The following is a 22,143-nucleotide window of genomic DNA, read 5'->3' on the forward strand; positions in this document are numbered from 1 at the left end:
AGCTCAGAGTTGCGGATGCTTTCGGGCATGCAGTGACGACATTAGGATTCATAGCCGTGTTTTAAATCATGGGCAACGTGTAGTGTCTACGTGCGGATTGATTGGACGCATGGGTTCATCGCAACACTTTGTCTAAGGCCGAAGAACTCGTCGCGAGAGAATTTGATGAGGATGTCTGCAGGAGTAATGGGGTTTCTCGCTGCCGCCATTCTGACGTACATCCTTTCATCGCTTGCTAGCTTAATTACAAGATCGAGGGGAGTGGCATGGTTGCTTGCTACGCCGTCGCGCACCGTGTCGCACTCGTCATTCGCGAGAATCTCAAGAGTCTGCGCAGAAAGGTTGGGATTATCGGCAAGTTTGCATCTTACGTCAACATTGGAGTCGTTTGCGAGCATGGCGAGGCACTCGGCCGGGGCTTTGGGGTTCTCCGCAACCGAGCGTCTGACCTCTTCTTCCCAGTCCTGTGCGAGGTCGATGAACACGTCGGTGGGCGTATTGGGGTTCTTCGCTACTTCTCTTCTGACGTTCGGCTCGGAATCGGTGGCAAGTATCCGCACAATTTCTGTCGGAGTGTTGGGGTTGCTGGCGATATGCCCCCTGGTTTGGTGCGCTTTCCATCTAAGAAAATCGGGATCGCCCTCCCCCTGTGCCTCAAGGGCGTCGGCTTGCTCAAGTTCGGAGCAGGTTTGCTCGTATATAGCCTTCAGGGCGTTTGGTGGCGTGCTGGGATTGATCTGCGCTCCGTACTGTACCATGCGATCCTCGTCGAAGGTAAGCTTCTCGAGCAGATAATCCGGAGTGCTCGGGTTCATGGCGACCTGGCTTCTGACGTAGTGCCGCATGGACATGCCCCCTTCTGGCTGACTCATGTCGACGTACCAGGCAAGCTCTTCAAGGATGCGTTGTGGGGTGTTGGGGTTCTTCGCTACCTCGCTCTTGTGTTGGTCTGCGAGCAGTTCGAGCGTTTCTGGAGGAGTGCTCGGGTTCTCTGCGATAAGGCAACCAGGCCACCTGCTCTCGAGAGTTGTCTCGGCAAGTTCTGTTAGGGTGCGGCCAGGCGTCTGTGTGTTCATGGCGACGCCGTTCACTACGAGGCCGTCCTCGTCGAGGGATAGTTTCTCGAGGAGGGCGATCGGCGTGCTGGGATTGCGTGCCACGAAGCCCCTTACGACGGGCTCATTGTCCTCTGCGAGCTTTTCAAGCAGATATACGGGGGTGTTCGGATTCCCTGCAATGCCCTCTCGCACAGAATCATGGGGGTCAGAGGCAAGTGTTTCAGCAAGCGTGCGCCGTGCTGAGGACGATCTCGTTGAGCACCTCTTACTCTTTTGCGAACTCGACACAAGCCAAGCGATCACCGCTACGACGATGGCCGCAATGACGATAGTTCCAAAGTCCATCAATCCCACCTATCCACTCCGAAGATAAAACTCTCATGGTATTATTCTAAGGCAGAGCCTACTTGCTTCTCGTAAACCTGCACTTCGGGTACCTTGTGCACCCGTAGAAAACAGAGCCGTCCTTTCGGTTTGTGAGTTCTTTGAGGGGTGCTCCGCATTTGGGGCACTTCATTGTGCGGGAGCCAAAGGAGCTCGACTCGCTTCCGACATTTCTGGTGTATCTGCAGGAAGGATAGCTGGTGCATCCATAGAACCTGGAGCCATCCTTGCTGTTTTTCATGAGCTTCAAAGGTGAGCCGCATTTCGGGCATTTTTCGCGGCGACCTTCGGCTGCCTCGTCTTTGAGCGCTCCGTTGCGGAAGGCGACAGTTCCGTATTGCGTCGTCGATGGACCCGTGTAATTGCTGGTAGAGGTCGGGCTGAAAGACCCGCCTGCGTCAATCGTGGCACTGCAGTCCGGGAAGTTGGAGCATCCGAAGAACGGTGCCCCGTCGTCTCCGCGCTTGCGCCTAACCATCCAGCCTCCGCATGAGGGACACTTGAGTTTGTCTTCAATGATTTCGGTCTGCGAATAGCTTCTCTCGCACATAGGATAGTTTGTGCATCCGAGGAAGTTCTTGCCCGTTTGGGAATTCTTGCGCACGACGAGTCGTCCCGTGCCGCAGCGGGGGCAGAGCGCCGGATGCCAAAGATCCTCGCCTTTCCTTTGCACTATGCCGACATGCCCTTCGCTCTCGCTTTTGAGCTCTTCGACGAAGGGGGAGGGGCCATTGCCGGATGCAAGCGATCCTGCGACCAGATAGACGTTTTGCTTGGTGCGCGTAATGGCGACATAGAAGAGTCGCCGTTCCTCGGCGAATTCGAAGTCCTCGCTGCGCCCCATCATTATCTGCAATATCGGATCGTCCTCGATGCGGTTGGGAAACCCGTACATGGCGTTCTGGAGGTTCAGTACCACAACGTCGTCCGCTTCAAGGCCTTTGGCACGGTGAACACTCATGAAGACGATATTGCTATACCCACGATACGTTATGTGTACGTCACCGGTTCTGCGATCTCTCTTCAAGGATGTGCGTTCGTTGTCGTAGGCGTCGCGGCCCTTGAAGTCGGGATAGGCGGTCTCGATGTCGAAGTTGTGTCGTCCAAGCACGAGAATGCGCCCCGAGTAGTTCTTGCGAGAGAGGATGTCGTCAAGTGCGTTCTCAAGCCCTTCTGCCATGCCTTCCTTCATGGTTATGATAATGGGCATCTGCTCGTGCTTGTCCGAGTGCATTTTCTTATGAATCTGCGAGGGGTTTCTCTCGACGAAAGTGCTGGCAATATCGACGAGCTCCTGTGAGTTGCGATAGGTGCGCTCGATCTTGAGCGTTTCGTGGTATCCGACATAGCTCCCAAAATCAGTGAACAGCGAAACGTCGCTGCCTGCGAATCGGTAGATTGACTGCCAGTCGTCCCCAACGCACATCAGTTTCGCTCCGCACGTGTCGCGTATTGCCTTTATGAGGCCGAATCGACTCTTCGAAATATCCTGATACTCGTCGACGATGATGTGGCTATAGCGTTCCGCTATTCCTTCGCGGCTGATCTTGTCGGCAGCCATGTTGATCATGTCGTCGAAATCGATTTGGCCTTTGTCGGCCAGCGTCTGCTGATAGAGGGCCATGATCGGCTCGGCGAATGACATGAACAGCTCAAAGCGATGCCACATATAGCCATCATTTCGGTATGCTTCACGCCCTCGGTCTGCGACTTCTGCCATGGAAATGTTATTTGCTTTGGCGAGCGAGAGAAATGTCGTCACGAGCGCGGAAATGCTTATCAGGTGCTTATCGTCTCGGCTGAGCTGTTCGTAAACGCTTGTGAGCATTTCTTTATCGTCAGCGAACTCAACTCCGTTCGATTCAAGCAGGGCGCTCACTTTGTTCAGCAGGTCGTGATCTTTGTTCCAATACGAATAGCTTTCAATGAGACGAGTCCCATTCTTCTTGTGCACCTCGCGCTTCCAGGCCATGCCGTCTAGATACTTCCGCTCTTCTATGGGTGTTTCGATCCACGGACAGCGCCCGTTTTCGTTCGCGCCAAAATGCTCTAGATAGATGTCGTAATCAGGGAGGTAGAAATCGGGCTGATAGGCACGGCCGAAGGTGTCGTATTCTCCAGGGTAAACCGGCTCGTATTCATAGCTAACGCCATGCATGAAGAGAAAGTTCGCGATCATCAGCTCTTCCAGGCTCTTTACTCGCTCTCCGTTCAGAGTGTCAAGCTGGCCTTTGATCGTCGTGAGCTCAGTGGCCTTGAGCGCTTCCATGCGCTCTCCGTCGGTTTTGTATTCCGAATAGTCTTTGGGAAGGTGTTTGTAGCAACCATAGAATTCGATGTATGCGCTCATTTGATCCGGATGGGCGTGAATGCCCTCGCGCAGATAGTTCACAGCGCATTTCTTAAGCTCGTTTTCGTTGGCGACCCCGACTAACCCCAGGCTGTCAAGTCCGATTTTATGAAAAGTCTTGCACGATACGCCCTCTATACCTGCTTTTTCAATGCGCTCAGAGAGCTCGTTGACGGACTTGCGAGTGAAGGAGGTGACGAGGATGTTTTCCGGAGGTATTCCCCAGCGTTCTACCAAGTATTTTATCTTCCCGACGACGGTTAACGTTTTGCCAGATCCGGCGCCCGCGATGACGAGGTTGTTGTACTCGTCCGTTACCACTGCGTCCCTTTGCTGGGCGTCAAGTGACTTGCCATCGATATTGGAAAGCATCGCGTCACTCGCTGCGGTCTCGCTGGCTTTAAACGCTTCGTTTCGGGTGGTTCTTATCCGAGTGTCAGAGCAATTCCTCGCAAACCGTTCTATACTCTCGTGCTTTGGATGCGCCTGTCGAGCTTTCTCGGGAACCGATGCTATTGCGTCCAGGAGCGGAGTGCTTGCCGAAATGAAAGCGTCCCAGTCCTTTTTCATCAGGTAGCCGCTTGAGAAATCGAGAAATCTCTTTTGTGCTGAGAGAGCGGCGTCCAGATCCGGCATTAGCTCATCCAATGAGGCGATGGCTTTAGCGCGGCTCTTGCGCTTAAGCGTTAGCGCGACGATGGCCAGGGCGACAACGAGAATAGCTGCTATGAATGCGATCATCATGTTCTTCTTCTGCTCCGAACTGCCACTCTTGTTTTATGACTCTATCGAAGAATGACCTGATCGGAAGTACCATGCCGGTCGATGGCGAGATTCTTTCGGCTTACGTTCGGGGTATTGGTAATGGGAAGGGTGGGACTAAGGTATTCCCCGCTGCTAATGCTGTTGAGTGAGATGAAGTTGGTGTTCTTTCTGGCAACGAGCCGCTAGCTTTTAGGCGGGATATTGAAAGTAGATCCGAAAACGCTGTTGTAGCGATCGGCCATCATGAAGAAAGTGGGACTATCGTTTCCTTTGACCATTCTTATATATTCGACTTTTCCCTTTAGAACCATCGAGAACCAGTGTTCAATGTAGGCAATGTCGTCCATCCTTTCGATTACCGCGGCAGGTGTTTTGTGCCGATTACGCTTAATGTACCTAAGAGCCTGGGGGTAAACACCGCTCTCGAGACAGTTATAAAGAATGCTCCTGAGTTGGCTAATATATTGTCTTCTGACATTTGTCTTCTCGTTTACTACAACTCCGGTAACCTCCTGATGATGGGAGTTGCTGTTGAGCGACACTTTACGCATATTTATTTTGAATCCATGTCTGATGATGGGGTCTTTAATAGGGGCACCGAGAACAATTTGTCGGCCTATGGGGCGGGCGATTTCGACAGGAAACAAGTTTTGTGAGGTAGAGATGGTGATGTCGTCTGCATATCGGGAATAAGTGCAGTCGCGCGATTGGGCGAGACTGGCCAAAGAATCATCGAGTGGCGAGGCGACTATGTCGGAGAGAATAGGCGAGCTTGGGGAGCCTTGTGGAAGAGTGTTGTTATTGCAGGCAATCCGTGCGATTAAATCCGCGACTTCAGGTTTCATGTCGCAGGGTGCGGAGACGAGGGCCTTCTTAATTTGCTGTGATGTAATTGAGGGAAAAAAGTCTTTCAGGTCGACGTTGAGCACCCATCGCTTGCCGAGATGCTCGCGGGCGTTGCTGACTATGCTTCTGCTGTGCAGAAATCCATAAGAGAAGGGCGATGGTTCCCAGGCGCATAGTAGCATTTCCGACAGTTGACTCTGTATCTTTTTCAGCTCATTTTGAGGTGCTTGTATTAACCTCGTTGTTCCATCCTTTTTTGGAATGCGAAAGCTGCGATAATTGCCGGCTTGATCCACAAGGCTTTCTAAACGGCTTTCTGTCGTGTTTAGTAAGCTAGCAAGTTTAGCACAACTGTTGACTGAGAAAATGTTAGGCGTAAAGATGCTCGAGGAACCCGTCGTCATGGTATCCCCCTTCGTTAGAGGAGCTCGCAAGCCGCCGGATTCGTAAATGCTGCTAGGCGGGTTGGATGGATGTGCCCTTTCGGTCTTGCAGCCATTATACGGTCGAGAGGACTTTTCCGAACGAATGCGAAACGCATACCCAAAGAGCCCAGGCGCACTGGTACGAAGCAATGAGGGCTTCGACGTCCGATTGCTTTTCTGGTCTAGACGGGATACGATGAGCGTCCATTTTTATGTGCCGTGTTGTCGAAATCACGTAATATGCAGCTCCTCTAACGATGCCCTCTATTATAGTAATAGTTATGTCTTGCTGAAAGGGATTTTCGTTCAGGTGCCAGTGCGGTCTTATGTAGATGTGGATCGCCTTCTCTTTAGATAACGGAGCTCTTTGATCGGATAACCGAATGCAACGCCCTTCCGTCTCGATTTGGGCTGCAATCGGCAGGATACCTGGGGGCTTGAAGTTGATGCGACTGCAGAAATTCATGCGTGGTGAGCAAGGTATAATTGGTGCCGCCAGGCTGAATCCCTCTCTAGGAGCCCCCATGCAACTATCTGACGAATCTCGGTATGAATACAGCGTTGTTGCCTTTGAGGATAGTTTGCGGGCTAGTTTTATTGGATCTGAGAAGCCCTCCGACGATCGGTATGCTCCCAAAATCGTCATGAATGACAAGGAGAGCGCGACTGATGTGCTCTCGATAATCAAGAACGAGCTCGCGGATTGCATGTCATTTGATTTCTCGGTAGCCTTTGTGACTGCCGGCGGCATCCAGGTCCTCGTGGAAGCTCTCCGGCTTTTGGAGGAGCGCGGGGCGACGGGGCGCATCCTGACTTCCACGTATCTGAACTTCAACGACCCGGAGGCGCTGTCGAAACTGCTGGAATTCCCGGCTATAGATGTTCGCGTCTACCAGGGAGATTTACACGCCAAGGGGTACTTCTTCAATAGGGAAACGCTCTCGACGTTCATCATCGGCAGCTCAAACCTAACCCAGACGGCTCTGACGTGCAACAAGGAGTGGAACGTCCTCTTCCGGTCCTTTGAAGGCGGGGAGATGCTTGCTTCGGCGCGGGCGGAATTCGAACGACTTTGGTCGGATGAGAAGTCAGTTGAGCTGACGCGAGAGTGGATTCAGGGCTATAAGCGCTATCTCGGCGAGGGCTCTCCCGAATCGGCTCGGCATGCCAAGAGGCTCAAGGCCTTTGCGTTGAAAGAGGCCAAAGCCGGCGTGGCCGCCAGTGCGCCGCAGGGGATCGTTCCGAACGCTATGCAAGAGCGCGCTCTGGAGGCCTTGCGGGTCCAACACGAGCTGGATGAGCCGCGCGCGCTGCTTGTGTCGGCAACGGGCACGGGAAAGACCTATCTTTCGGCGCTTGATGTTCGCCAGACCAAGCCCAGCAAGGTCCTCTTTATCGCCCACCGCAAGAGGATCCTGAAGGCGTCTGCGGAAAGCTACCGTCGCGTGCTGGGCGGCAGCTACACGTATGGAGTCTATGGCGAGGATCCGGACTTCCGATCCAGAACGTGCGGGTTCGCCATGGTCGGGGCGCTCTCGAAGCATCTGCACGACTTCGATCCCTGTGAGTACGATTACATTGTGATCGACGAGGCGCATCGGACGGGCGCGCGCAGCTACCGCGATATCTTGGAGTATTTCCGACCCAAGTTCTTTTTGGGCATGACCGCAACGCCGACGCGCACCGATGGCTACGATGTCTATCGCCTCTTCAATCACGTAATCGCATACCGCATTACCCTCCAAGATGCCCTCAATGAGAACATGCTCGTGCCCTTCCATTACTTCGGTATTGCAGATTTGGCGATAGAAGACGAGGAGACGGACGATTTCGCCTTGTTCGGCCAGCTGACCTCGGAGGAACGGGTAAAGCACGTCACCGAGAAAATAGAGGAGTACACGGTCAACAAAGCTGATCGCAGAGGCCTGGTCTTCTGCTCGCGCAACGACGAGGCAAAGGCCCTTTCGCAGCTGTTCAACGAGCGCGGGTATCGAACCATCGCGATTTCGGGGGAGACGCCGGATTTTGAGAGAGACCGAGCTATTGAGCGGCTCGAAAACGGGGAGCTGCAGTACATATTCTCGGTGGATATCCTCAATGAGGGCATCGACATCCCCTCGCTGAATCAGATTATCATGCTGCGCCGAACGGAATCGACCGTCGTGTTCATGCAGCAGCTCGGACGCGGCTTGCGCAAGCACGACGCAAAAGAATTCACGCTCGTCCTGGATTTTATCGGCAATTATCAGCAAAACTTCCTTATCCCTATGGCCCTTTCTGGCGATCGTACCTACAACAAAGACAACCTGCGCAGGGTGGTTAAAGAGGGGAGCGCCTCCATCCCGGGTTGCTCGACCATCTCGTTCGACCGCATTTCCGAGAAGCGTATCTTCAAGGCTTTGGAAGAGGGCAGGTTCGCGGAGGCGAAGCTCATTCGAAGCGAGTTCAATCATCTGAAGCAGATTTTGGGAAGAACGCCGAAGCTTGTCGATTTCGACAAAAACGAAGCCATAGACCCGATGCTGATCATTCGGAAGTACGGCTCGTACCCCGCGTTTCTGCAGCAGTATGACAAGGACTGCACAACCCATTTCGACGAGAAGAAGCTCGCTATGCTCAAAGCTATCTCCACGAAGTTGGGTAATGGGAAACGCGCGGTAGACCTCGAGATAATTCGAAGATTCGCTGAGGGCGACATAACGATCGAGAAGGAGGGCCTCTCTGCTCGCGGGACGGGAGTGGAGGCGCTTCGCTCGGCCTCCCGTGTTTTAACTGGCGAGTATTCTAAGGACAGCCCGGCTGTTGCTGTGGATGAGCACGGGCAGTTCGTGGCCTCTCCTGCGTTCGTCGCCATGCTGATGGACGATCAGTTCCGTGAGGCGGTTTTGGACTTAGTCGAATTTGCGCTCGCAAGGAACGCTCGCGATTATTCCGATGCCTATAAAGACACGGACTTCGTGCTGAACCGCAAATACACGCGCGAGGAGGTGTGCCGGCTCCTGAGATGGAAGAAGCAGCCGAACTTCCAGAACGTCGGCGGCTACTTCCATGATAAGGACACCAACACCTTCCCGGTCTTCATCAACTACGAGAAAGATCCCGATATCAGCATCACGACACAGTATGAGGATCGGTTTGTCTCAGACAATCGAATCATTGCGATCTCGAAGAGCAAGCGCACCCTCGCGTCTCCCGAGATTCGGATGCTCGCCAACGCGCGTCTCAACGGCGTCCGGTGCTATTTGTTCGTGCGGAAGAACCTGAAGGATAAGGACGACGGTACAGAGTTCTACTTTCTCGGCGAGATACACCCGACGGGGGAATTCCAGGAGATCGTCATGGCGGATGGCGTGACAAGCGCGGTGGAGATCGCATACGAGCTGGAAAACCCCGTTAAGGGCGACATCTACGAGTTCCTTACGAGCCGTCTCGACGACTAGCGTTCGGGTTTTGGTTGGCTAGAGCACCTGATCCTTCAGCGCCTCTACAACCGCAACATCAGCGGGAAGCCAGTCGACAGAATCGATGCTCGCGGCATCGAGCCATCGCGCTTGCGTGTGCTCGATCAGGTCGATGTGCTCCTCGGCAAGCGAGCAAAGGTAGCAGCCCATATGGAGGTGAAAGGTCTCGTAGTCGTAGTCCACCGTGCAGAGATGCCGGTCCACGACGATTCGGGCATCAAGCTCTTCGTGAATTTCCCTGACGAGGGCCTGCTTCTCCGTCTCACCAGGCTCAACCTTGCCGCCGGGAAACTCCCAGCCGCCCTTGAAATCGCCATATCCTCGCTGTGTCGCCAGGACGCGTCCGTCTTTTTCAATAATGGCTGCTACTACGTGAATGGTTTTCATGGCGTGTCTTTCTTGGGGTCTGTGCTGGGTGGCATCAACTTACCATATTGAGCCCGTCCCTTCTGCTTGGTGGCCAAATTGGCACAGATGAGGCGGAGACGGGGCGGGCTACGGGCCATAACACAGTTCGCTCTCCGTGTCAAAAGTATCAATCTCAAATCGGACTAGTGGGACTGTTGAATGCGACTGTTGGCGCCTGGTATGGTGGTTGCCATCGAATGGTCGGCGCGAGGAAGAGGTGGTCGCGTGGAATTCACATCGGCTAGTGCTAACAAGTATCTGCGGCGGTTGCAGGATGAGAAAGATCGGCTCCTACGCAGCGAGCAGGAGGTGAGCACCTACGTGCTCGCGGAGGGGGAGGCGGCCGAGCCTCCTGCTTACGACTACGGGGCCGTGCGCGAGAAGGTGGCGCAGGTCGATGCCGAGGCGCGGGCCATTCGCCATGCCCTGCACCGGTTCAACATGCAGACGGTTCTGCCCGAGCGGGGCATTAGCATCGACGAAGCGCTTATCCTGCTCGCGCAGCTTTCGGGGCGGAAGGACCGACTGAATTCGCTCGCCTCGCGTCAGCCTCGGGAGCGCCTGGGCGACCGGTACTTCGGTGGCAACAGTGGGCAGATCGAGTATCGGTACGCGAACTACGACGTTGCCCAGGCTGAAGCGGACTACCGCGCCGTCGCCGACGAGATCGCCGCGCTGCAGCTTGAGCTGGATCTGGTCAACCAGACGGAGGTCTTTTCGGTCGAGCTGTAAGGGCTCGCCTGTTTTCCGGATCTGCGGCATTTCCCCGCAAAGGATACTTTGGAACGTTGCGGTTTCGCGTTGGAGTTGTCGGGTAGTTCGTTGTCGGCAGTGCCGTGCGGTTTCAGCGTTGGCGCCTTGCCGGAAGATCTGGCTCCCACCCATTCCGCCGCAGATCGAAAGCTTCGGGCGCCTCTCCGCGAGGTTGCCCGCGATGCCGAAGCACGGTCATAGGTATCAACTTCTTCGTCGCGCCATTCTGCCGCTGCAATTGCGGCGTTGGTGCGATCGGTGGCGAAGTTTTGGCCAAGCTCGGTGCGACGATCTGCGGGAGCGTATGCTGGCCATTAATCTTCGTTCTATTGTCAATGCTGCCTGTGCCTAAACAGCTCAAGATCGCCACAACAAATCAGGGACGTTTCGTCTTACAGTCCTTCCCTAGACAAGCTTGCCCCTCGTTCGCGGGCGCACTCTATTCGGACTTGAAGAAAAGCTGCTTCTTGTAAGTCCGTTGATGCTCTTCGGCCTAAGGCCGAGTGCGTGTCGGGTATTATATTCGTGCGCCTGCTTAAGGAGCGCAATTTTGATTTCGCCAAATCCCACCAGAGGAGTGCCAATATGTATATCGTTGACGACATTTGCTATGCTGGCAATCCTTGCGATGAGGTGCGCGTGGTGCAGGCGACGCCTCTTAAGGGAGGGATGCTGCTGGTTCTCTTTTCGTCTGGAGAAAAGAAACTGTTCGACGCCCTTTCGGTCGAGGGTTCTGCGTTCGAGCCCCTGAAAGACGAATCGATTTTCACCTCGATTTCCGTTCAGCATGGTTTTGTCTCCTGGGCCGACAGGGCCATAGATTTGGCGCCGGAATACATATACGACAACAGCGTGCCCTATAGCGAATGCGACGATCTGCTCGAGTGCGCGTGAGGGACGAAGGGTTGATCGAACGGCAGGTGGACGGCATGGTTCTTGGCAACAAGTTGGGCATAGGCAGTGATGCCGAATTGGCGCGCGAAGAGGAGCGCTTGACGAAAAAGCGCGCTCTGGAGCTGTTCGAAGGCAGCCTGCTCGACGATTTTGAGGCGGGCACGTTCGCTGGCCTTGCTCGGATTCACGGGTATCTGTTCCAGGATGTGTATGACTTTGCCGGGCAGATGCGGCGGGAGAACATCTCGAAGGGAGGCTTCCGTTTCGCTCCTTCGCTCTATTTGGGGGATGCGCTTTCGGCCATAGACCGAATGCCGCAGACGACCTTCGACGAGATCGTGGAGAAGTACGTGGAGATGAACGTCGCGCATCCCTTTCGCGAGGGCAACGGGCGCAGCATGAGGATCTGGCTCGACCTGATGCTAAAGCGCGCGTGCGGCGTTGTGGTCGACTGGAGCCTTGTGGACAAAGAGGATTACCTGCTTGCCATGGAGCGCAGCCCAATCAAGGATGTCGAGATCAAGGCATTGCTCAAAAGCGCGCTGACCGACCGGGTTGATGATCGGCAGACGTACATGAAGGGCATCGATGCCAGCTATCGTTATGAGGGCTACGGCACATACACGATGGAGGAGCTCGCCTAGGGGGCGTTCTTCTGCTGGATCGTGGTTTTCGCAGCGGACCTGCTTGTGTTGAGTAGTGCAGTCCAAGCTGATGTGCGGCTGATGCTCCATGCGGTGGAGGTGGCGATTGAAAGCGCTGGCGGCAAGGTGGTCCGCATCTCGGCGGCAACGTCCTGAGGGGGAGTGCGAGTTGCTAAAACAAATCAAGATCGCTAAAAGAAATCAAAGCAGCTTCTTGCAAGCCCGATGATGCTCTTCGGCTCAAGGCCGAGTGCGCGTGAGGAACGAAAAGAAGCTGATCGGGCCGTGAGGGTGCTTGGTTTTTAGCGATAGGCAACGTGCTGTTCTTGTGGTACCCTTTTCGATTATGGGATCAGTCATCAATGCGTATATAGCTACTTTCAGCGGAAGCTTCAATGTGGCCGTTCTGGTGTGGCCGTTGCTGTCGCTGTTGCTCAGCGTGCCGGTGCTGGTGGGGCTGTACCGACGCGACGGATGGCTGCCGCTTGCGACCGTGTTCGCCGTGTACGCGAGCATTCTCTATGCCGCCGGTCTTGTGTGCTTCACGCTGTATCCGCTGCCCACAGGCGATTCGGGGCCGGGCATCACCTACGGCATCCCGCCCATTCTCGACCCGCTCAACTTCATTCCCGCCATCCAGCGCGATGGTGTAGATGCGGTGCTCCAGCTCTTGCTCAACGTCGTGCTCTTCGTGCCGCTCGGCTTCATTGCGCGAACTCTTTTGAAGTTGAGGCCGTTGCCGACTTTGGCGTTGTCCTTTGCGGCCACCTGCCTTATCGAGACAGCCCAGCTCACCGGCTTGTTCGGGGTATACCCCTTCGCGTATAGGACATTCGAAGTGGATGACCTTATCTGCAACACGCTCGGCGGTGTGATCGGCTGGGGGCTGGGGCATTTGGCCGTGAAGCTGACTCAGCGCGAAGCGGAGGTGCTGCCGCCCGTTACCCATCGTCCTGGCTTCGTCCGGCGCGCAGTGGCGCTGTGGACCGACGCTATGATCATCGACGTATGCTCGGTGGTGCCGCGCCTGATGGTCGTGATCGGTCTGAAGATGCTCTTGGGCGATGCCTTCGACGAGGCGATGCTGAACCGCGTCAACGCCGTCGTCTGGGTGGCTTGCTACATCGTCGCCTTCGCGGTGGTGGAGGTGGTCGTGCCCTGGAGGTGCGACGGCAGCACGCCGGCGGGCCTGTTCTACCGCATGTCGTGCGAGACGCGGCGGCGCACCGGTACCGCGCGCGTCGCCTTCTATGCGCTGCGGGCGGTCGTGTTGCTGCTCGTGCTCGTGTACCCGCAGTACGCGGTGCTCCCGCTTGCCGTGTTCTACCTGGTTGCCCGCAAGATGCCCTACGACTTCGTTTCCGGAGCGGTTGCGGAGCCTGCGAGCGAAAGGGCCGCGCAGCCGGCGCACGGCACGGCGGATGCGCTGGCCGCGCGGGGTGCGGAAGGCGCGGAAAGCGCGGAAGATCGCGAGCTCTGCCTCTCCTAGCCGCTAGCAGTTTCCCACGTAGACGTGCTTGAGGTGGCGACGGGCTATGGCGGCCAGCTGGTGCACGGTGGCGGGCGGCGTGGCACGCCCGTAGTTGGCGTCCACCACCCGCCCGCCCACGGCAACGCGTCCGTGGCAGGGCCCTGTCTGCCCCTCAGCCAGCCGACACCCATGGGGACAGATGGGGCAGGTGGCGCGCCTCGCACCCAAGCCGCCCATAACGCCCTAGCCCTTCTGCGTGGGGCGGCGCAGGGAAGAGGCGACGGCGCGGCCCTTGGTGCGGGCGGCGCCCATGACGGCGGTGGCGCCCCCGAAGTCGAGCCCCGTGATGATCTTCACGAGCTGCAGGAACAAGATGAGCACGAGCAGGGGAATGAGACAGCTCGTCACGATCATGACCGCCAGCGTGTCGATCATGGTGTTCAGCTGCTGCCCCAGGCTGTCGAGCGCCTGTTGGGCGCCCTGGGTCAGGCCGTTCCACCCGTCCTGCACGGCGCTCGCGATGCCGCCGAGCAGCCCCTGGTCCTCCTGGGCCTGCTCCTGGGTGTTCTCCTCCAGCTGCTCGGTAGCCTCCTGGGCGGCGGCGCTGGCGGCTGCGAGCGATTCGTCGAAGGTGGCGTCCACGTTATCGGTCAGCCACACGCTCACCGGCACCACGAGCGCCAGGGCGAGCCCGAAGGCCGCGAGCTTCGTGCCGAGCCGCTGCAGGTTCACCCGCGTGAGCGTTCCCCGCCGCAGGAACACGGCCACGGCGAACAGCGCGCAGGCCACCGGTATCAGAATGCCGAAGCCGAGGAACCCCAGCGTGGTCAGCAGGAACTTCTCCAGGTAGATCACCGCGAGGATGACCATGAAGTACGAGCTGAAGTCCACAAGTTTGTCGGCGATGGGCGTGCCCATGTCGTTGGGCAGCGCCGAGATGGCAGCCGAGGCGGCGGTCGTGGTGGTGGCAAGCACCATGACGTTGCCCTTCTTCTCGTCCAGGGTGCCGATGATGCCGGTGTAGGTCTCGGGGTTCGAGGCGATGTTCGCGAACACGATCAGCGAAACGAGGGCCACCGCCGCGAGCACGGCCGCGATGATGGCCTTCTCCTTCAGGGGCCGCTCGGGCTCGGGCGCCGGCTCCACAACGACTAGCTCCTGGGTTTCGACGGCGGTATCGGCGCTTGGCGGCAGGGAGTTCATGACGGCTCCTTTCCTCGGGGTTTCCGGGAAAGTATAGCGGCCGGCAGGCGCCGTCCTGGGATTTGATTGCGTATTGAAACCAGGCGCCCCGCCTGAGGCGATCTGTGACCGAATAGCCCGCATGGGGGATGCCGGCGGGCCCGGGCGGGCTGTATCATGGGTCACCGTAGGGTACGGCGTCTTGGGCGCCGTCGCGTGAAGGAGGTTCGCATGCGCATCATCAACGGGGCCTTGGGCCTGCTGTTCTTCGGGCTGGGCGCCCTGGGTGCCGTGCTGCCCGTGCTGCCGACCACGCCGTTCCTCCTGCTGGCATCCTTCTTCTTCCTGCGCAGCTCCAAGCGGCTCGACGACTGGTTCCACGGCACGCGCCTCTACAAGCGCTATCTGGCCAATTTCATGGAGAACCGGCAGATGACCCTGCGCAGCAAGCTGCTATGCATGGCGCCCGGCGTCGTCATCATGTCCGTGCTCGCCGTTGTGCTGCCCTCGCCCTGGGCCAAGGCGGGCCTCATCTTCCTCGTGCTCTTCGAGATTTGGTACTTCGCCTTCCGCATCAAGACCGTCTCGGTGGACGAGGCGCGCCGTTGCGGCGAGGCTCGTCTGGCCCAAGGCGCGCCCTCCGACGAGATGGCCCCGGTCGGCGCGGGGGAGTAGCGATCGGCCCCTCGGGGTGCGTCGGCCGATGCCTCCCCGGTTCGCGTGCGAGCGGCCGGGCTCCCACGGGCGCTGCCGACCGTTCCCCCGCTGGCTTGCCGCCTCGCCTTGTGCGCGCCGCAAGGCGGGCGTACAATCCCGCCTTGCGCTTTCTTGCTGATTCAATGACTCATAGTTGAGCGGGCCGCCCGGGTCTTGGGGCGGTGCTGTGCCGTTGGCTCGGGAAGAGGCGCGCGGCCGCGGCCATCTGCCCGAGCCGCCGGGCCGACGAGTCGACGGCGCAGCTGCCGAGTCGCCGAGCCCCATCCGACACCGCCACGACCCAAGGAGCCGATTCCCCGAACTATGCAGCAGCGCGACAAGATCAAGCCGATTCTCTTCAGCATCATCAAGCATTCCAGCCCCGAGGAGCTTAAGCGGCAAATTCCCCGCGACATCGTGGCCGGCATCGTGGTGGCCATCGTGGCCCTGCCGCTGTCCATCGCCCTGGGCATCGCCTCGGGGGTGTCGCCCGAGCAGGGTCTCTACACTGCCATCGTGGCGGGCTTTCTCATCGCGTTTCTCGGCGGCAGCCGCGTGCAGATCTCGGGCCCCACAGCGGCCTTCGCCACCATTGTGGCGGGCATCGTGGCCACCGACGGCATGGACGGCCTCATCGCGGCCACCATCATCGCCGGCATCCTGCTCATCCTCATGGGCCTGTTCAAGCTGGGCGCCGTCATCCGCTTCGTGCCCTTCACCATCACCACGGGCTTCACGGCGGGCATTGCCGTGACGCTTGCCATCGGTCAGCTGAAGGACTTCCTCGGCCTGACCTATCCCGCCGGCACTGCGACGGTGGAGACCGTGGACAAGGTGGCGGCGCTGGCCGGCAACATCGCCACGGTGAACGCCCAGGCCTGCATCGTGGGCCTTGTCTGCCTGGCCGTGCTGTTCCTGTGGCCGCGCCTGGTGCCGCGGGTTCCCAGCTCGCTTATGGCGCTGTTCGCGGGCGTCGCGCTCGTGAGCGGCTTCGATTTGGATGTGCTCACCATCGGCGACCTCTACGCCATCAACAGCGGCCTGCCCGAGTTCCACCTGCCCCAGCTCAGCTTCGCGCTGTTCCGCGACCAGCTGGCCAACGGCGCCACCATCGCCATCCTGGCTGCCATCGAGTCGCTTCTGTCCTGCGTGGTGGCCGACTCCATGATCAGCTCCCATCACCGTGCCAACGACGAGCTGGTGGCCCAGGGCATCGGCAACATCGCGTCGGTGCTCTTCGGCGGCATTCCGGCCACCGGCGCCATCGCCCGCACGGCCGCGAACGTGAAGGCCGGCGGCCGCACGCCCATCGCCGGCATGGTGCACGCGCTCGTGCTCGTGGCCGTGCTCGCCTTCCTCATGCCCTATGCGGCGCTCATTCCCATGCCCGCCATCGCGGCCATCCTGCTGCACGTGGCCTACAACATGTGCGGCTGGCGCAACTTCGCGCACCTGTGCCAGACGGCGTCGAAGGGGGCCGTGGCCACGCTGCTGCTCACCTTCGCGCTGACCATCGTCTTTGATCTGGTGATCGCCATTGCCGCGGGCATGCTCATCACCATGGTGCTGTTCATGAAGATGGTGAGCGAGGAGACCGAGGTGAAGGGCTGGAAGTACTACGGCGACGAGAACTCCGAGGTCACCCATTTGCGCGAGCTGCCGAAAAGCGTGCGCGTGTACGAGATCAACGGGCCGATGTTCTTCGGCATGACCGAGCGCATCGCCGACATCTCGGTGAAGGACTTCACCCGCTACCTGATCATCCGCATGCGCGGCGTGCCCTCGCTGGACGCCACGGGCATGAACGCCCTGGAGAACCTCTACGAGTACTGCAGCGCCCATGGCGTCAGCCTCATCTTCTCCCACGTGAACGAGCAGCCTATGAAGACCATGCGCCGCGCCGGCTTCGTCGACCTGGTAGGGGAGGAGCACTTCCGCACCTGCATCGACGACGCCATCGCCCACGCCCGCGACCTGCTGGGGCGGGACGGCCGCGGCGGTAGGCCGGCCCCTCCGTCGGCCTGAGGCCCCGGTTGGGGTCGCGCGGGCTTTCATTCGCGGGCGGATCGCGTGCCATCTCGACGCCTGCGGGGGCCGAGATGGCACGGCGACCTGGTTCTATTCGCTCGCGGGCTCGGTGCGCCAGCGCTTGAGCTGGGGGAGCACGGCGCCGAGCAGAGACACCGCCTCGTCGCGGGTGGCGAAGGCTCCCGACTCCACCATATGCGGGGCGCATAGCTCGATCATGTCGTCGACGGTCATGCCCTCGGTGTTCGCAGCCTCGTTGCCGCACCATTGGCACCAGTCCTCGGCGAAGGTGCCGTCGGGCAGGGGCGCTCGGTCTTCATCGCGGGTGAGGTACATGCCGCAGGCTTGGCAGAAGTGACCCGTCGGCGGCATTTCCAAGAGCTCGGCGATGGGCACGTCCAGGGTGATGGCCAGAAGCTTCGTCATGTCGATGCCGGGAGTGGTCTCGCCGGTTTCCCAGCGCGATATTGCCTGGCGGGTCACGAACAGTTTTTCAGCCAGCGTCTGCTGGGTGAACCCGGCCCGCTCGCGCAGCTCGGGCAGTTTGTCCTTCAGGGCCATGGCGGCCTCCCTTTCTCAAGGCTCGCGCAGTTGCGCGCAAGCGGTGGTCTCGCGGTCTCTCGCAACCTCATTGAACCACGCCGCACCGCCTTCCGTAAAGCAACGGGCTGTTGCGCGGGGTGCGCGGGAGCGGGCGCGTCGGGCAGGGGCGGCGCCGACCGGCTGGCCACCGCCGCCCTGCTTCGGTTCTGCGCCAGAGACTAGCCTTCGGCACCGCCCTGGTAGACCTCCACGGCCTTCACGAGGAAGGCGGTGGCGCCGGAGCCCGCGGCATCGTCGTAGTAAGCGGTGAAGCGCGGGTCGGCCAGGTATCCGCGCACGAGGCCGAGGTACTCGTCTTTTCCGTAACCCGGGCCCCAGTGGATGGCAATCCAGCGCTCGTGCATGCGGGCGAGCTCGGCTGCCTCCTCCGAGGCGGGGTCGTTTCCGGCCAGAGCCAGGCGCAGCTGCACCTTGATGGACTCCTCCAGCAGCTCCTTGGCGTCCCACTCGTCGCGGGTGAGGGCCATCATGCGCTCGTTGGTAGCGTCGATGACGGCGTTGCCGTAGCGCTCGCGGGCCTCGCGGCCGTAGGTTTCCTCGAAGCTCTCAAGGCCCTGCTGCTTCAACTTCTCGAATGCGTCTTCGGTGCTCATGTTCGTAATCCCTTCGATAGCGTGTAGGGCCGCCTGTGTCCGGTGCAGGGCGGCGTCCAGCGATTTCTCCTGTGCGCGCAGGGTGCGGAGGTGCTTGAGGAGAGCGCCGTGGATGTTCGGCTCGTCATCGCCCATGATGTGCTCGATGGCGGTCAGCGGAAGGCCGCAGGACCGCATCGCCATGATGTGGGCGAGTCGACGCTCGTCGGCGGCCGTGTACAGGCGATAGCCCGCCTCGGTGCGCGCCGGGCGCAGAAGGCCGCGCTCCTCGTAGTAGCGCAGCGTGCGCGGGCTCACGCCCGAGGCGCGGGATACTTCGCCGATGGTCCTGGGCCGCTCTTTCACGGTATGCTCCCTTCAGGTTTCTCCGACGGCGCCAGTATGAACCTTCACGCAACGGGAAGGTCAAGCTCGCAGGTTCGCGCGGGGATGGCGCGGGCGCGCAGCGGCGCGGAATGTCGCGGTTCTCTGGCCGTGTTACGAAGGCGAGGCCGTGAACCGGAATCGGTTCCGCCTGATCGCTCCTCTGCCTCCTTATCCGATGAGCGATGGACCCTCCTCTTGGGGCGGGATGAGCCCCTTGGCGCGGAACAGCGCGGCGGCGGCCATATCGCGGTTGCGGTAGGGGAAGGACCGGTCTTGGAGCAGGCAGGCCACGAACTCGTTGATGAAGCTGTCGTCGGGTGTCACACCTATGGGCACGTTGCGGTAGCTTGCCCGCACGAGCGCATTGCGGAAGTGGAGCGAATAGTGCTCGAACGCCTCGTTTCCGCAGGAAAACCCGTGGTTCTGCAGCAGCTTCTGCAGAAAGACGGCCACGGTGCGCGTGTTTCCCTCGGCGAAGGGGTGAATCTGCCAGATGCGCGTGATGAAGGCGCTGATCGACCGTATGTAGGGCCATGGATCGTCGGCGGTATAGGCCCCGGGCGCGAAGGTGGCGAAGGCTCCGGCGAGATCCTCCTCCAGTGTCTCGAAATCGCCGTATTCTACCGATTCGCGGGCGAGGACGAACTCGCGCTTCGAGAAATTGTAGTCGCGGTAGTGCTCCTCGTAGCGTGCATCTTCCATCAGCCCGCGGAAAAGGCGTCCGTGAATGGTGCGCAGGGTGGGCGGCGCCATGGTGAAGCCGTTGGAATCCAGAAGGTCGCAGATGCGGGCGCTCACCAGGTCGGCTTGCTGGGAGGTACGGTCGATGGCCCGGCCGACCTTCTGCTCGTAGTAGTTGTCGACGATGTCGCGCAGGTTCTCGGCGCTGATTTCACCTTCCACATAGCGCTGCGCCGGTTCGTCGAAGGCGGCGCTGGTGGTGAGCCCGTCCACGACCTGTAAGCCCCGCGCGATGCGCACGCGCCTGTCGCGCGTCGCGTAGTCGTAGGGCTCCTCGTAGCGTTCGTAGCCGTAGGTATCTTCCACAGCGCACCTCCTCTCGCGGGACTTCGCAAGCGTAAGTATAGCTTACGGCGCGGTGTCTCTCTGGCGCAACGGGCTTTTGCTGGGATCGCTCGTTTATCGCCGTTGTCGATAAGGCTCCGAAGGCGAAACGAGAGCGCTTGTGGCTTGCAAGCAGTCTTCCGGACGCGCGGCCCGCGTCGCCTGACGGCCTTTGCGGTCAGCTTGTGGTATACAATGGGCTGCGGAAATGACGGCGGTGTGGAAAGGCGGTGGCGCGGCATGACGGCCGAGGGCTTGGACGGCTTTGCATACGAGTCGGCTTGTGCGCACGAGTCGGAGGCGGCGCGGCGCCACTACTGGGCCGTGGCCATCGGGCTGCAGGCGGCGGACGGCCTGGAGGTTTCTCCCTACGTGCGCCGGGTGGCCGATGACTACATCGCCGGCGCGCGCACGCTGGCCGAAACGGGCGAGCTGGTGCGGGCCCATCATGCCGCGGGCCACGATGAGGCGTCTCTCGAGGCCGATCTGGTCGGCCAGCGCATCGCCGAGCTGCTGGCGGCATCCCCCTTCTACCTGGCGCCCGAGATGCTTCCGGAAATTCACCGCTACCTGTTCCAAGACCTCGATGCGGCGGTGTACCACCCCGGCGAGTTCAAGACCGAGCGCATGGTCAAGCAGGAGGACATCCTCAACGGCGACAGCGTGCTCTATGCCGATCCGCTGGCCTACGAGATGGCGCTCAAGGGCGTCTTCGCGACGGAGCAGGCGAAGTCCTACGGCGCCCTTGCGAAAGACGAGCTGGCCGGTTTCTGCCACAGTATCGCCTTTATCTGGCAGATTCACCCGTTCTACGAGGGCAACACGCGCACCGTCGCCGTGTTCTCGGCGCTCTATCTGAACCAGCTCGGCTTCGATGTGTCCAACGAGCCCTTCGAGCACCATGCCCGCTATTTCCGCGATGCCCTCGTGCGGGCCATGTACCGCAACGTTCCCGCGGGTATCTTCCCCGACGAGGCGTTTCTGGTGAAGTTCTACGAGAGCCTGCTCGGACGCGGACCGGCCTCCTTCGATCGCGAGGAGCTCATGTGCCTGCCGCTGTTCGAGAACCCCGCGCTCTTGCGCAACGTCGACCCCGCTAAGGCGCTCGATACCTCGAAATTGGCGTGAATCGCCGCCTCCCTTAAAGCACTCTCTCGCTCTCACCTTGGCGGCATAGGTCGCTCTCATTTTCCCTTGACATCTTCTGGATGTAATATATACTTTGCAAATGGAAGATATATCTTGCATCAATCGACGCGAGGGAAGGAGCGGTTTGGAAGGCGAGAAGAACTTGCGCATGAAGACGGCCCGCATGGAGGCGGGGCTGTCGCAATCGGATTTGGCCTGTCGCGTGGGAGCCACGCGACAGACCATCGGGCTCATCGAAGCGGGGCGCTACAACCCCAGCCTGAAGCTCTGCCGAGCCATCTGCGTCGCGCTCGGCAAAACGCTGAACGATTTGTTTTGGGAATAGGAGGGGTCGTATGAACCTCGTGAAACGCTGGAACGAGTACATGGGGCCGAAGGACGAGCGCCTCGAGGCCGTGAGCAACCGCTGCGCCAAGGTGGGCTTCATGATCCTGCTCTTCGGCTCGGTCATCTGCTGCTACTACGGGATAATGCTCGATCAGGTGGCCCTTACCACCGACACCGCGCTGGCCACGGCGGTGGGGGAGAGGCTGGTGGACCCCATCCAGCTGCAGTTCGGGGTCATCGTCGTGGCGTGTTTCGTGTCGCTGTATCTGGAGACGAGAAGCGGCATCACGAGCGACCGCATGCGCCTGGCCACGGTGGACAAGGTGCCGTGGGACTACGTGGCGGTGCTGTCCGTTCTGACCGGCGCGCTGCTCTTCGTGCTCACGACGGGGCTGCGCATTGCGGCCGAGGTGCAGATCGTCGGGGTGGAGAACGTGACCTGGGCGGGGGACGTGGCCATGGGCGTCGTCTACTTCGTCATGGGCTTCGGACTCGCCATGGGGTTTGTCGGCCTGCAGTTCCACTCCGCCATCAAGCGCCGCCAAGAGCTTGAGCGCGAGCTGGACGACTAGGGGAGAAGGGCAAGGGGCCGCGCCTCTCTGAGATACTATGTGCCCTGCTGCAAAGGTGCTCGAATCTGGCAGACAGGCTCTTGCCGGAGCTGGCGACGGCAAG

19 protein-coding genes are annotated in these 22,143 nt (G+C 59.5%); 10 read left to right on the forward strand and 9 right to left on the reverse strand.

All coding sequences use genetic code 11. The features are described from left to right. Positions 1-86 precede the first annotated feature (86 nt). The 3 genes from G503_RS0105205 to G503_RS15970 form a co-directional block, all read right to left on the reverse strand. Entirely contained in the window at positions 87-1,403 is a 1,317-nt protein-coding gene (locus G503_RS0105205) for a HEAT repeat domain-containing protein (protein ID WP_084636298.1), read from the reverse strand. A 58-nt stretch (positions 1,404-1,461) separates the two neighbouring features. Then, complete coding sequence (locus G503_RS0105210; protein WP_084636299.1) at positions 1,462-4,536, reverse strand: UvrD-helicase domain-containing protein; 3,075 nt, start codon at positions 4,534-4,536, stop codon at positions 1,462-1,464. Between the two features lie 203 nt (positions 4,537-4,739). Further along, a complete protein-coding gene (locus tag G503_RS15970; RefSeq protein WP_084636300.1) occupies positions 4,740-5,807 on the reverse strand; it encodes a reverse transcriptase domain-containing protein in 1,068 nt (355 codons plus the stop codon). 545 nt (positions 5,808-6,352) lie between these two features. On the opposite strand from G503_RS15970, the gene G503_RS0105225 reads away from it, so the two are divergent. Then, a complete protein-coding gene (locus tag G503_RS0105225; RefSeq protein ID WP_051190953.1) occupies positions 6,353-9,268 on the forward strand; it encodes a DUF3427 domain-containing protein in 2,916 nt (971 codons plus the stop codon). 18 nt (positions 9,269-9,286) lie between these two features. Here G503_RS0105225 and G503_RS0105230 read toward each other — a convergent pair whose 3' ends face one another. Then, positions 9,287-9,676: a (deoxy)nucleoside triphosphate pyrophosphohydrolase gene (locus tag G503_RS0105230; protein ID WP_028026751.1), complete on the reverse strand. Its 390-nt coding sequence runs from the start codon at positions 9,674-9,676 to the stop codon at positions 9,287-9,289. A gap of 246 nt (positions 9,677-9,922) precedes the next feature. On the opposite strand from G503_RS0105230, the gene G503_RS0105235 reads away from it, so the two are divergent. The 4 genes from G503_RS0105235 to G503_RS13845 all read left to right on the forward strand — a co-directional run bounded on the left by G503_RS0105235 (position 9,923) and on the right by G503_RS13845 (position 13,477). Then, positions 9,923-10,429, forward strand: a complete 507-nt coding sequence (locus G503_RS0105235) for a hypothetical protein (protein ID WP_028026752.1) — start codon at positions 9,923-9,925, stop codon at positions 10,427-10,429. 606 nt (positions 10,430-11,035) lie between these two features. Next, complete coding sequence (locus tag G503_RS0105240) at positions 11,036-11,344, forward strand: DUF2442 domain-containing protein (protein WP_028026753.1); 309 nt, start codon at positions 11,036-11,038, stop codon at positions 11,342-11,344. Between the two features lie 11 nt (positions 11,345-11,355). Further along, positions 11,356-11,988, forward strand: a complete 633-nt coding sequence (fic, locus tag G503_RS0105245; protein WP_442863831.1) for a protein adenylyltransferase Fic — start codon at positions 11,356-11,358, stop codon at positions 11,986-11,988. Positions 11,989-12,385: 397 nt separating this feature from the next. Beyond that, entirely contained in the window at positions 12,386-13,477 is a 1,092-nt protein-coding gene (locus G503_RS13845; protein WP_051190954.1) for a VanZ family protein, read from the forward strand. A gap of 3 nt (positions 13,478-13,480) precedes the next feature. Here G503_RS13845 and G503_RS16325 read toward each other — a convergent pair whose 3' ends face one another. Together G503_RS16325 and G503_RS13850 are read right to left on the reverse strand one after the other, a co-directional pair. Continuing rightward, on the reverse strand, positions 13,481-13,696 hold the full coding sequence (locus G503_RS16325) for a hypothetical protein (protein WP_156891938.1): 216 nt from the start codon (positions 13,694-13,696) through the stop codon (positions 13,481-13,483). A gap of 6 nt (positions 13,697-13,702) precedes the next feature. Next, positions 13,703-14,662 (reverse strand): hypothetical protein, encoded by a 960-nt coding sequence (locus G503_RS13850; RefSeq protein WP_051190955.1) that lies wholly within the window; start codon positions 14,660-14,662, stop codon positions 13,703-13,705. Positions 14,663-14,872: 210 nt separating this feature from the next. Between G503_RS13850 and G503_RS13855 the strand changes: the two genes are divergently transcribed. Then, on the forward strand, positions 14,873-15,316 hold the full coding sequence (locus tag G503_RS13855; RefSeq protein ID WP_084636303.1) for a YbaN family protein: 444 nt from the start codon (positions 14,873-14,875) through the stop codon (positions 15,314-15,316). Between the two features lie 345 nt (positions 15,317-15,661). Then, positions 15,662-17,362 carry a SulP family inorganic anion transporter gene (locus G503_RS0105275; protein ID WP_028026755.1) on the forward strand — a complete coding sequence of 567 codons (1,701 nt, stop codon included), beginning with the start codon at positions 15,662-15,664 and terminating at the stop codon, positions 17,360-17,362. 93 nt (positions 17,363-17,455) lie between these two features. Here the strand turns inward: G503_RS0105275 and G503_RS0105280 are convergent, their stop codons facing one another. From G503_RS0105280 to G503_RS13860, 3 genes are all read right to left on the reverse strand, one after another. After that, positions 17,456-17,926: a zinc ribbon domain-containing protein gene (locus G503_RS0105280; RefSeq protein WP_028026756.1), complete on the reverse strand. Its 471-nt coding sequence runs from the start codon at positions 17,924-17,926 to the stop codon at positions 17,456-17,458. A gap of 200 nt (positions 17,927-18,126) precedes the next feature. Beyond that, positions 18,127-18,906: a MerR family transcriptional regulator gene (locus tag G503_RS0105285; protein WP_028026757.1), complete on the reverse strand. Its 780-nt coding sequence runs from the start codon at positions 18,904-18,906 to the stop codon at positions 18,127-18,129. Positions 18,907-19,095: 189 nt separating this feature from the next. Continuing rightward, entirely contained in the window at positions 19,096-19,974 is an 879-nt protein-coding gene (locus tag G503_RS13860; RefSeq protein ID WP_051190956.1) for a Fic family protein, read from the reverse strand. Positions 19,975-20,211: 237 nt separating this feature from the next. On the opposite strand from G503_RS13860, the gene G503_RS13865 reads away from it, so the two are divergent. From G503_RS13865 to G503_RS0105305, 3 genes are all read left to right on the forward strand, one after another. Next, a complete protein-coding gene (locus G503_RS13865; RefSeq protein WP_235715499.1) occupies positions 20,212-21,120 on the forward strand; it encodes a Fic family protein in 909 nt (302 codons plus the stop codon). Positions 21,121-21,265: 145 nt separating this feature from the next. Next, the gene (locus tag G503_RS0105300) at positions 21,266-21,466 is read left to right on the forward strand and encodes a helix-turn-helix transcriptional regulator (protein ID WP_028026758.1); all 201 of its coding nucleotides are present in this window, start codon (positions 21,266-21,268) and stop codon (positions 21,464-21,466) included. Between the two features lie 10 nt (positions 21,467-21,476). After that, positions 21,477-22,040 carry a hypothetical protein gene (locus tag G503_RS0105305; protein ID WP_028026759.1) on the forward strand — a complete coding sequence of 188 codons (564 nt, stop codon included), beginning with the start codon at positions 21,477-21,479 and terminating at the stop codon, positions 22,038-22,040. Positions 22,041-22,143: the final 103 nt, after the last annotated feature.

It is taken from the genome of Adlercreutzia mucosicola DSM 19490 (assembly GCF_000422625.1).
In the GTDB taxonomy this organism is placed as follows: domain Bacteria; phylum Actinomycetota; class Coriobacteriia; order Coriobacteriales; family Eggerthellaceae; genus Adlercreutzia; species Adlercreutzia mucosicola.

Bases quoted from the DNA above. Each gene is read 5' to 3' on its own strand.
- G503_RS0105305 (WP_028026759.1), top strand. From the start codon at position 21,477: ATGAACCTCGTGAAACGCTGGAACGAGTACATGGGGCCGAAGGACGAG.
- G503_RS0105275 (WP_028026755.1), top strand. From the start codon at position 15,662: ATGCAGCAGCGCGACAAGATCAAGCCGATTCTCTTCAGCATCATCAAG.
- G503_RS13855 (WP_084636303.1), top strand. From the start codon at position 14,873: ATGCGCATCATCAACGGGGCCTTGGGCCTGCTGTTCTTCGGGCTGGGC.
- G503_RS0105230 (WP_028026751.1), bottom strand. From the start codon at position 9,676: ATGAAAACCATTCACGTAGTAGCAGCCATTATTGAAAAAGACGGACGC.
- G503_RS0105225 (WP_051190953.1), top strand. From the start codon at position 6,353: ATGCAACTATCTGACGAATCTCGGTATGAATACAGCGTTGTTGCCTTT.
- G503_RS16325 (WP_156891938.1), bottom strand. From the start codon at position 13,696: ATGGGCGGCTTGGGTGCGAGGCGCGCCACCTGCCCCATCTGTCCCCAT.
- G503_RS0105205 (WP_084636298.1), bottom strand. From the start codon at position 1,403: ATGGACTTTGGAACTATCGTCATTGCGGCCATCGTCGTAGCGGTGATC.
- G503_RS15970 (WP_084636300.1), bottom strand. From the start codon at position 5,807: ATGACGACGGGTTCCTCGAGCATCTTTACGCCTAACATTTTCTCAGTC.
- G503_RS0105210 (WP_084636299.1), bottom strand. From the start codon at position 4,536: ATGATGATCGCATTCATAGCAGCTATTCTCGTTGTCGCCCTGGCCATC.
- G503_RS13850 (WP_051190955.1), bottom strand. From the start codon at position 14,662: ATGAACTCCCTGCCGCCAAGCGCCGATACCGCCGTCGAAACCCAGGAG.
- G503_RS0105280 (WP_028026756.1), bottom strand. From the start codon at position 17,926: ATGGCCCTGAAGGACAAACTGCCCGAGCTGCGCGAGCGGGCCGGGTTC.
- G503_RS0105240 (WP_028026753.1), top strand. From the start codon at position 11,036: ATGTATATCGTTGACGACATTTGCTATGCTGGCAATCCTTGCGATGAG.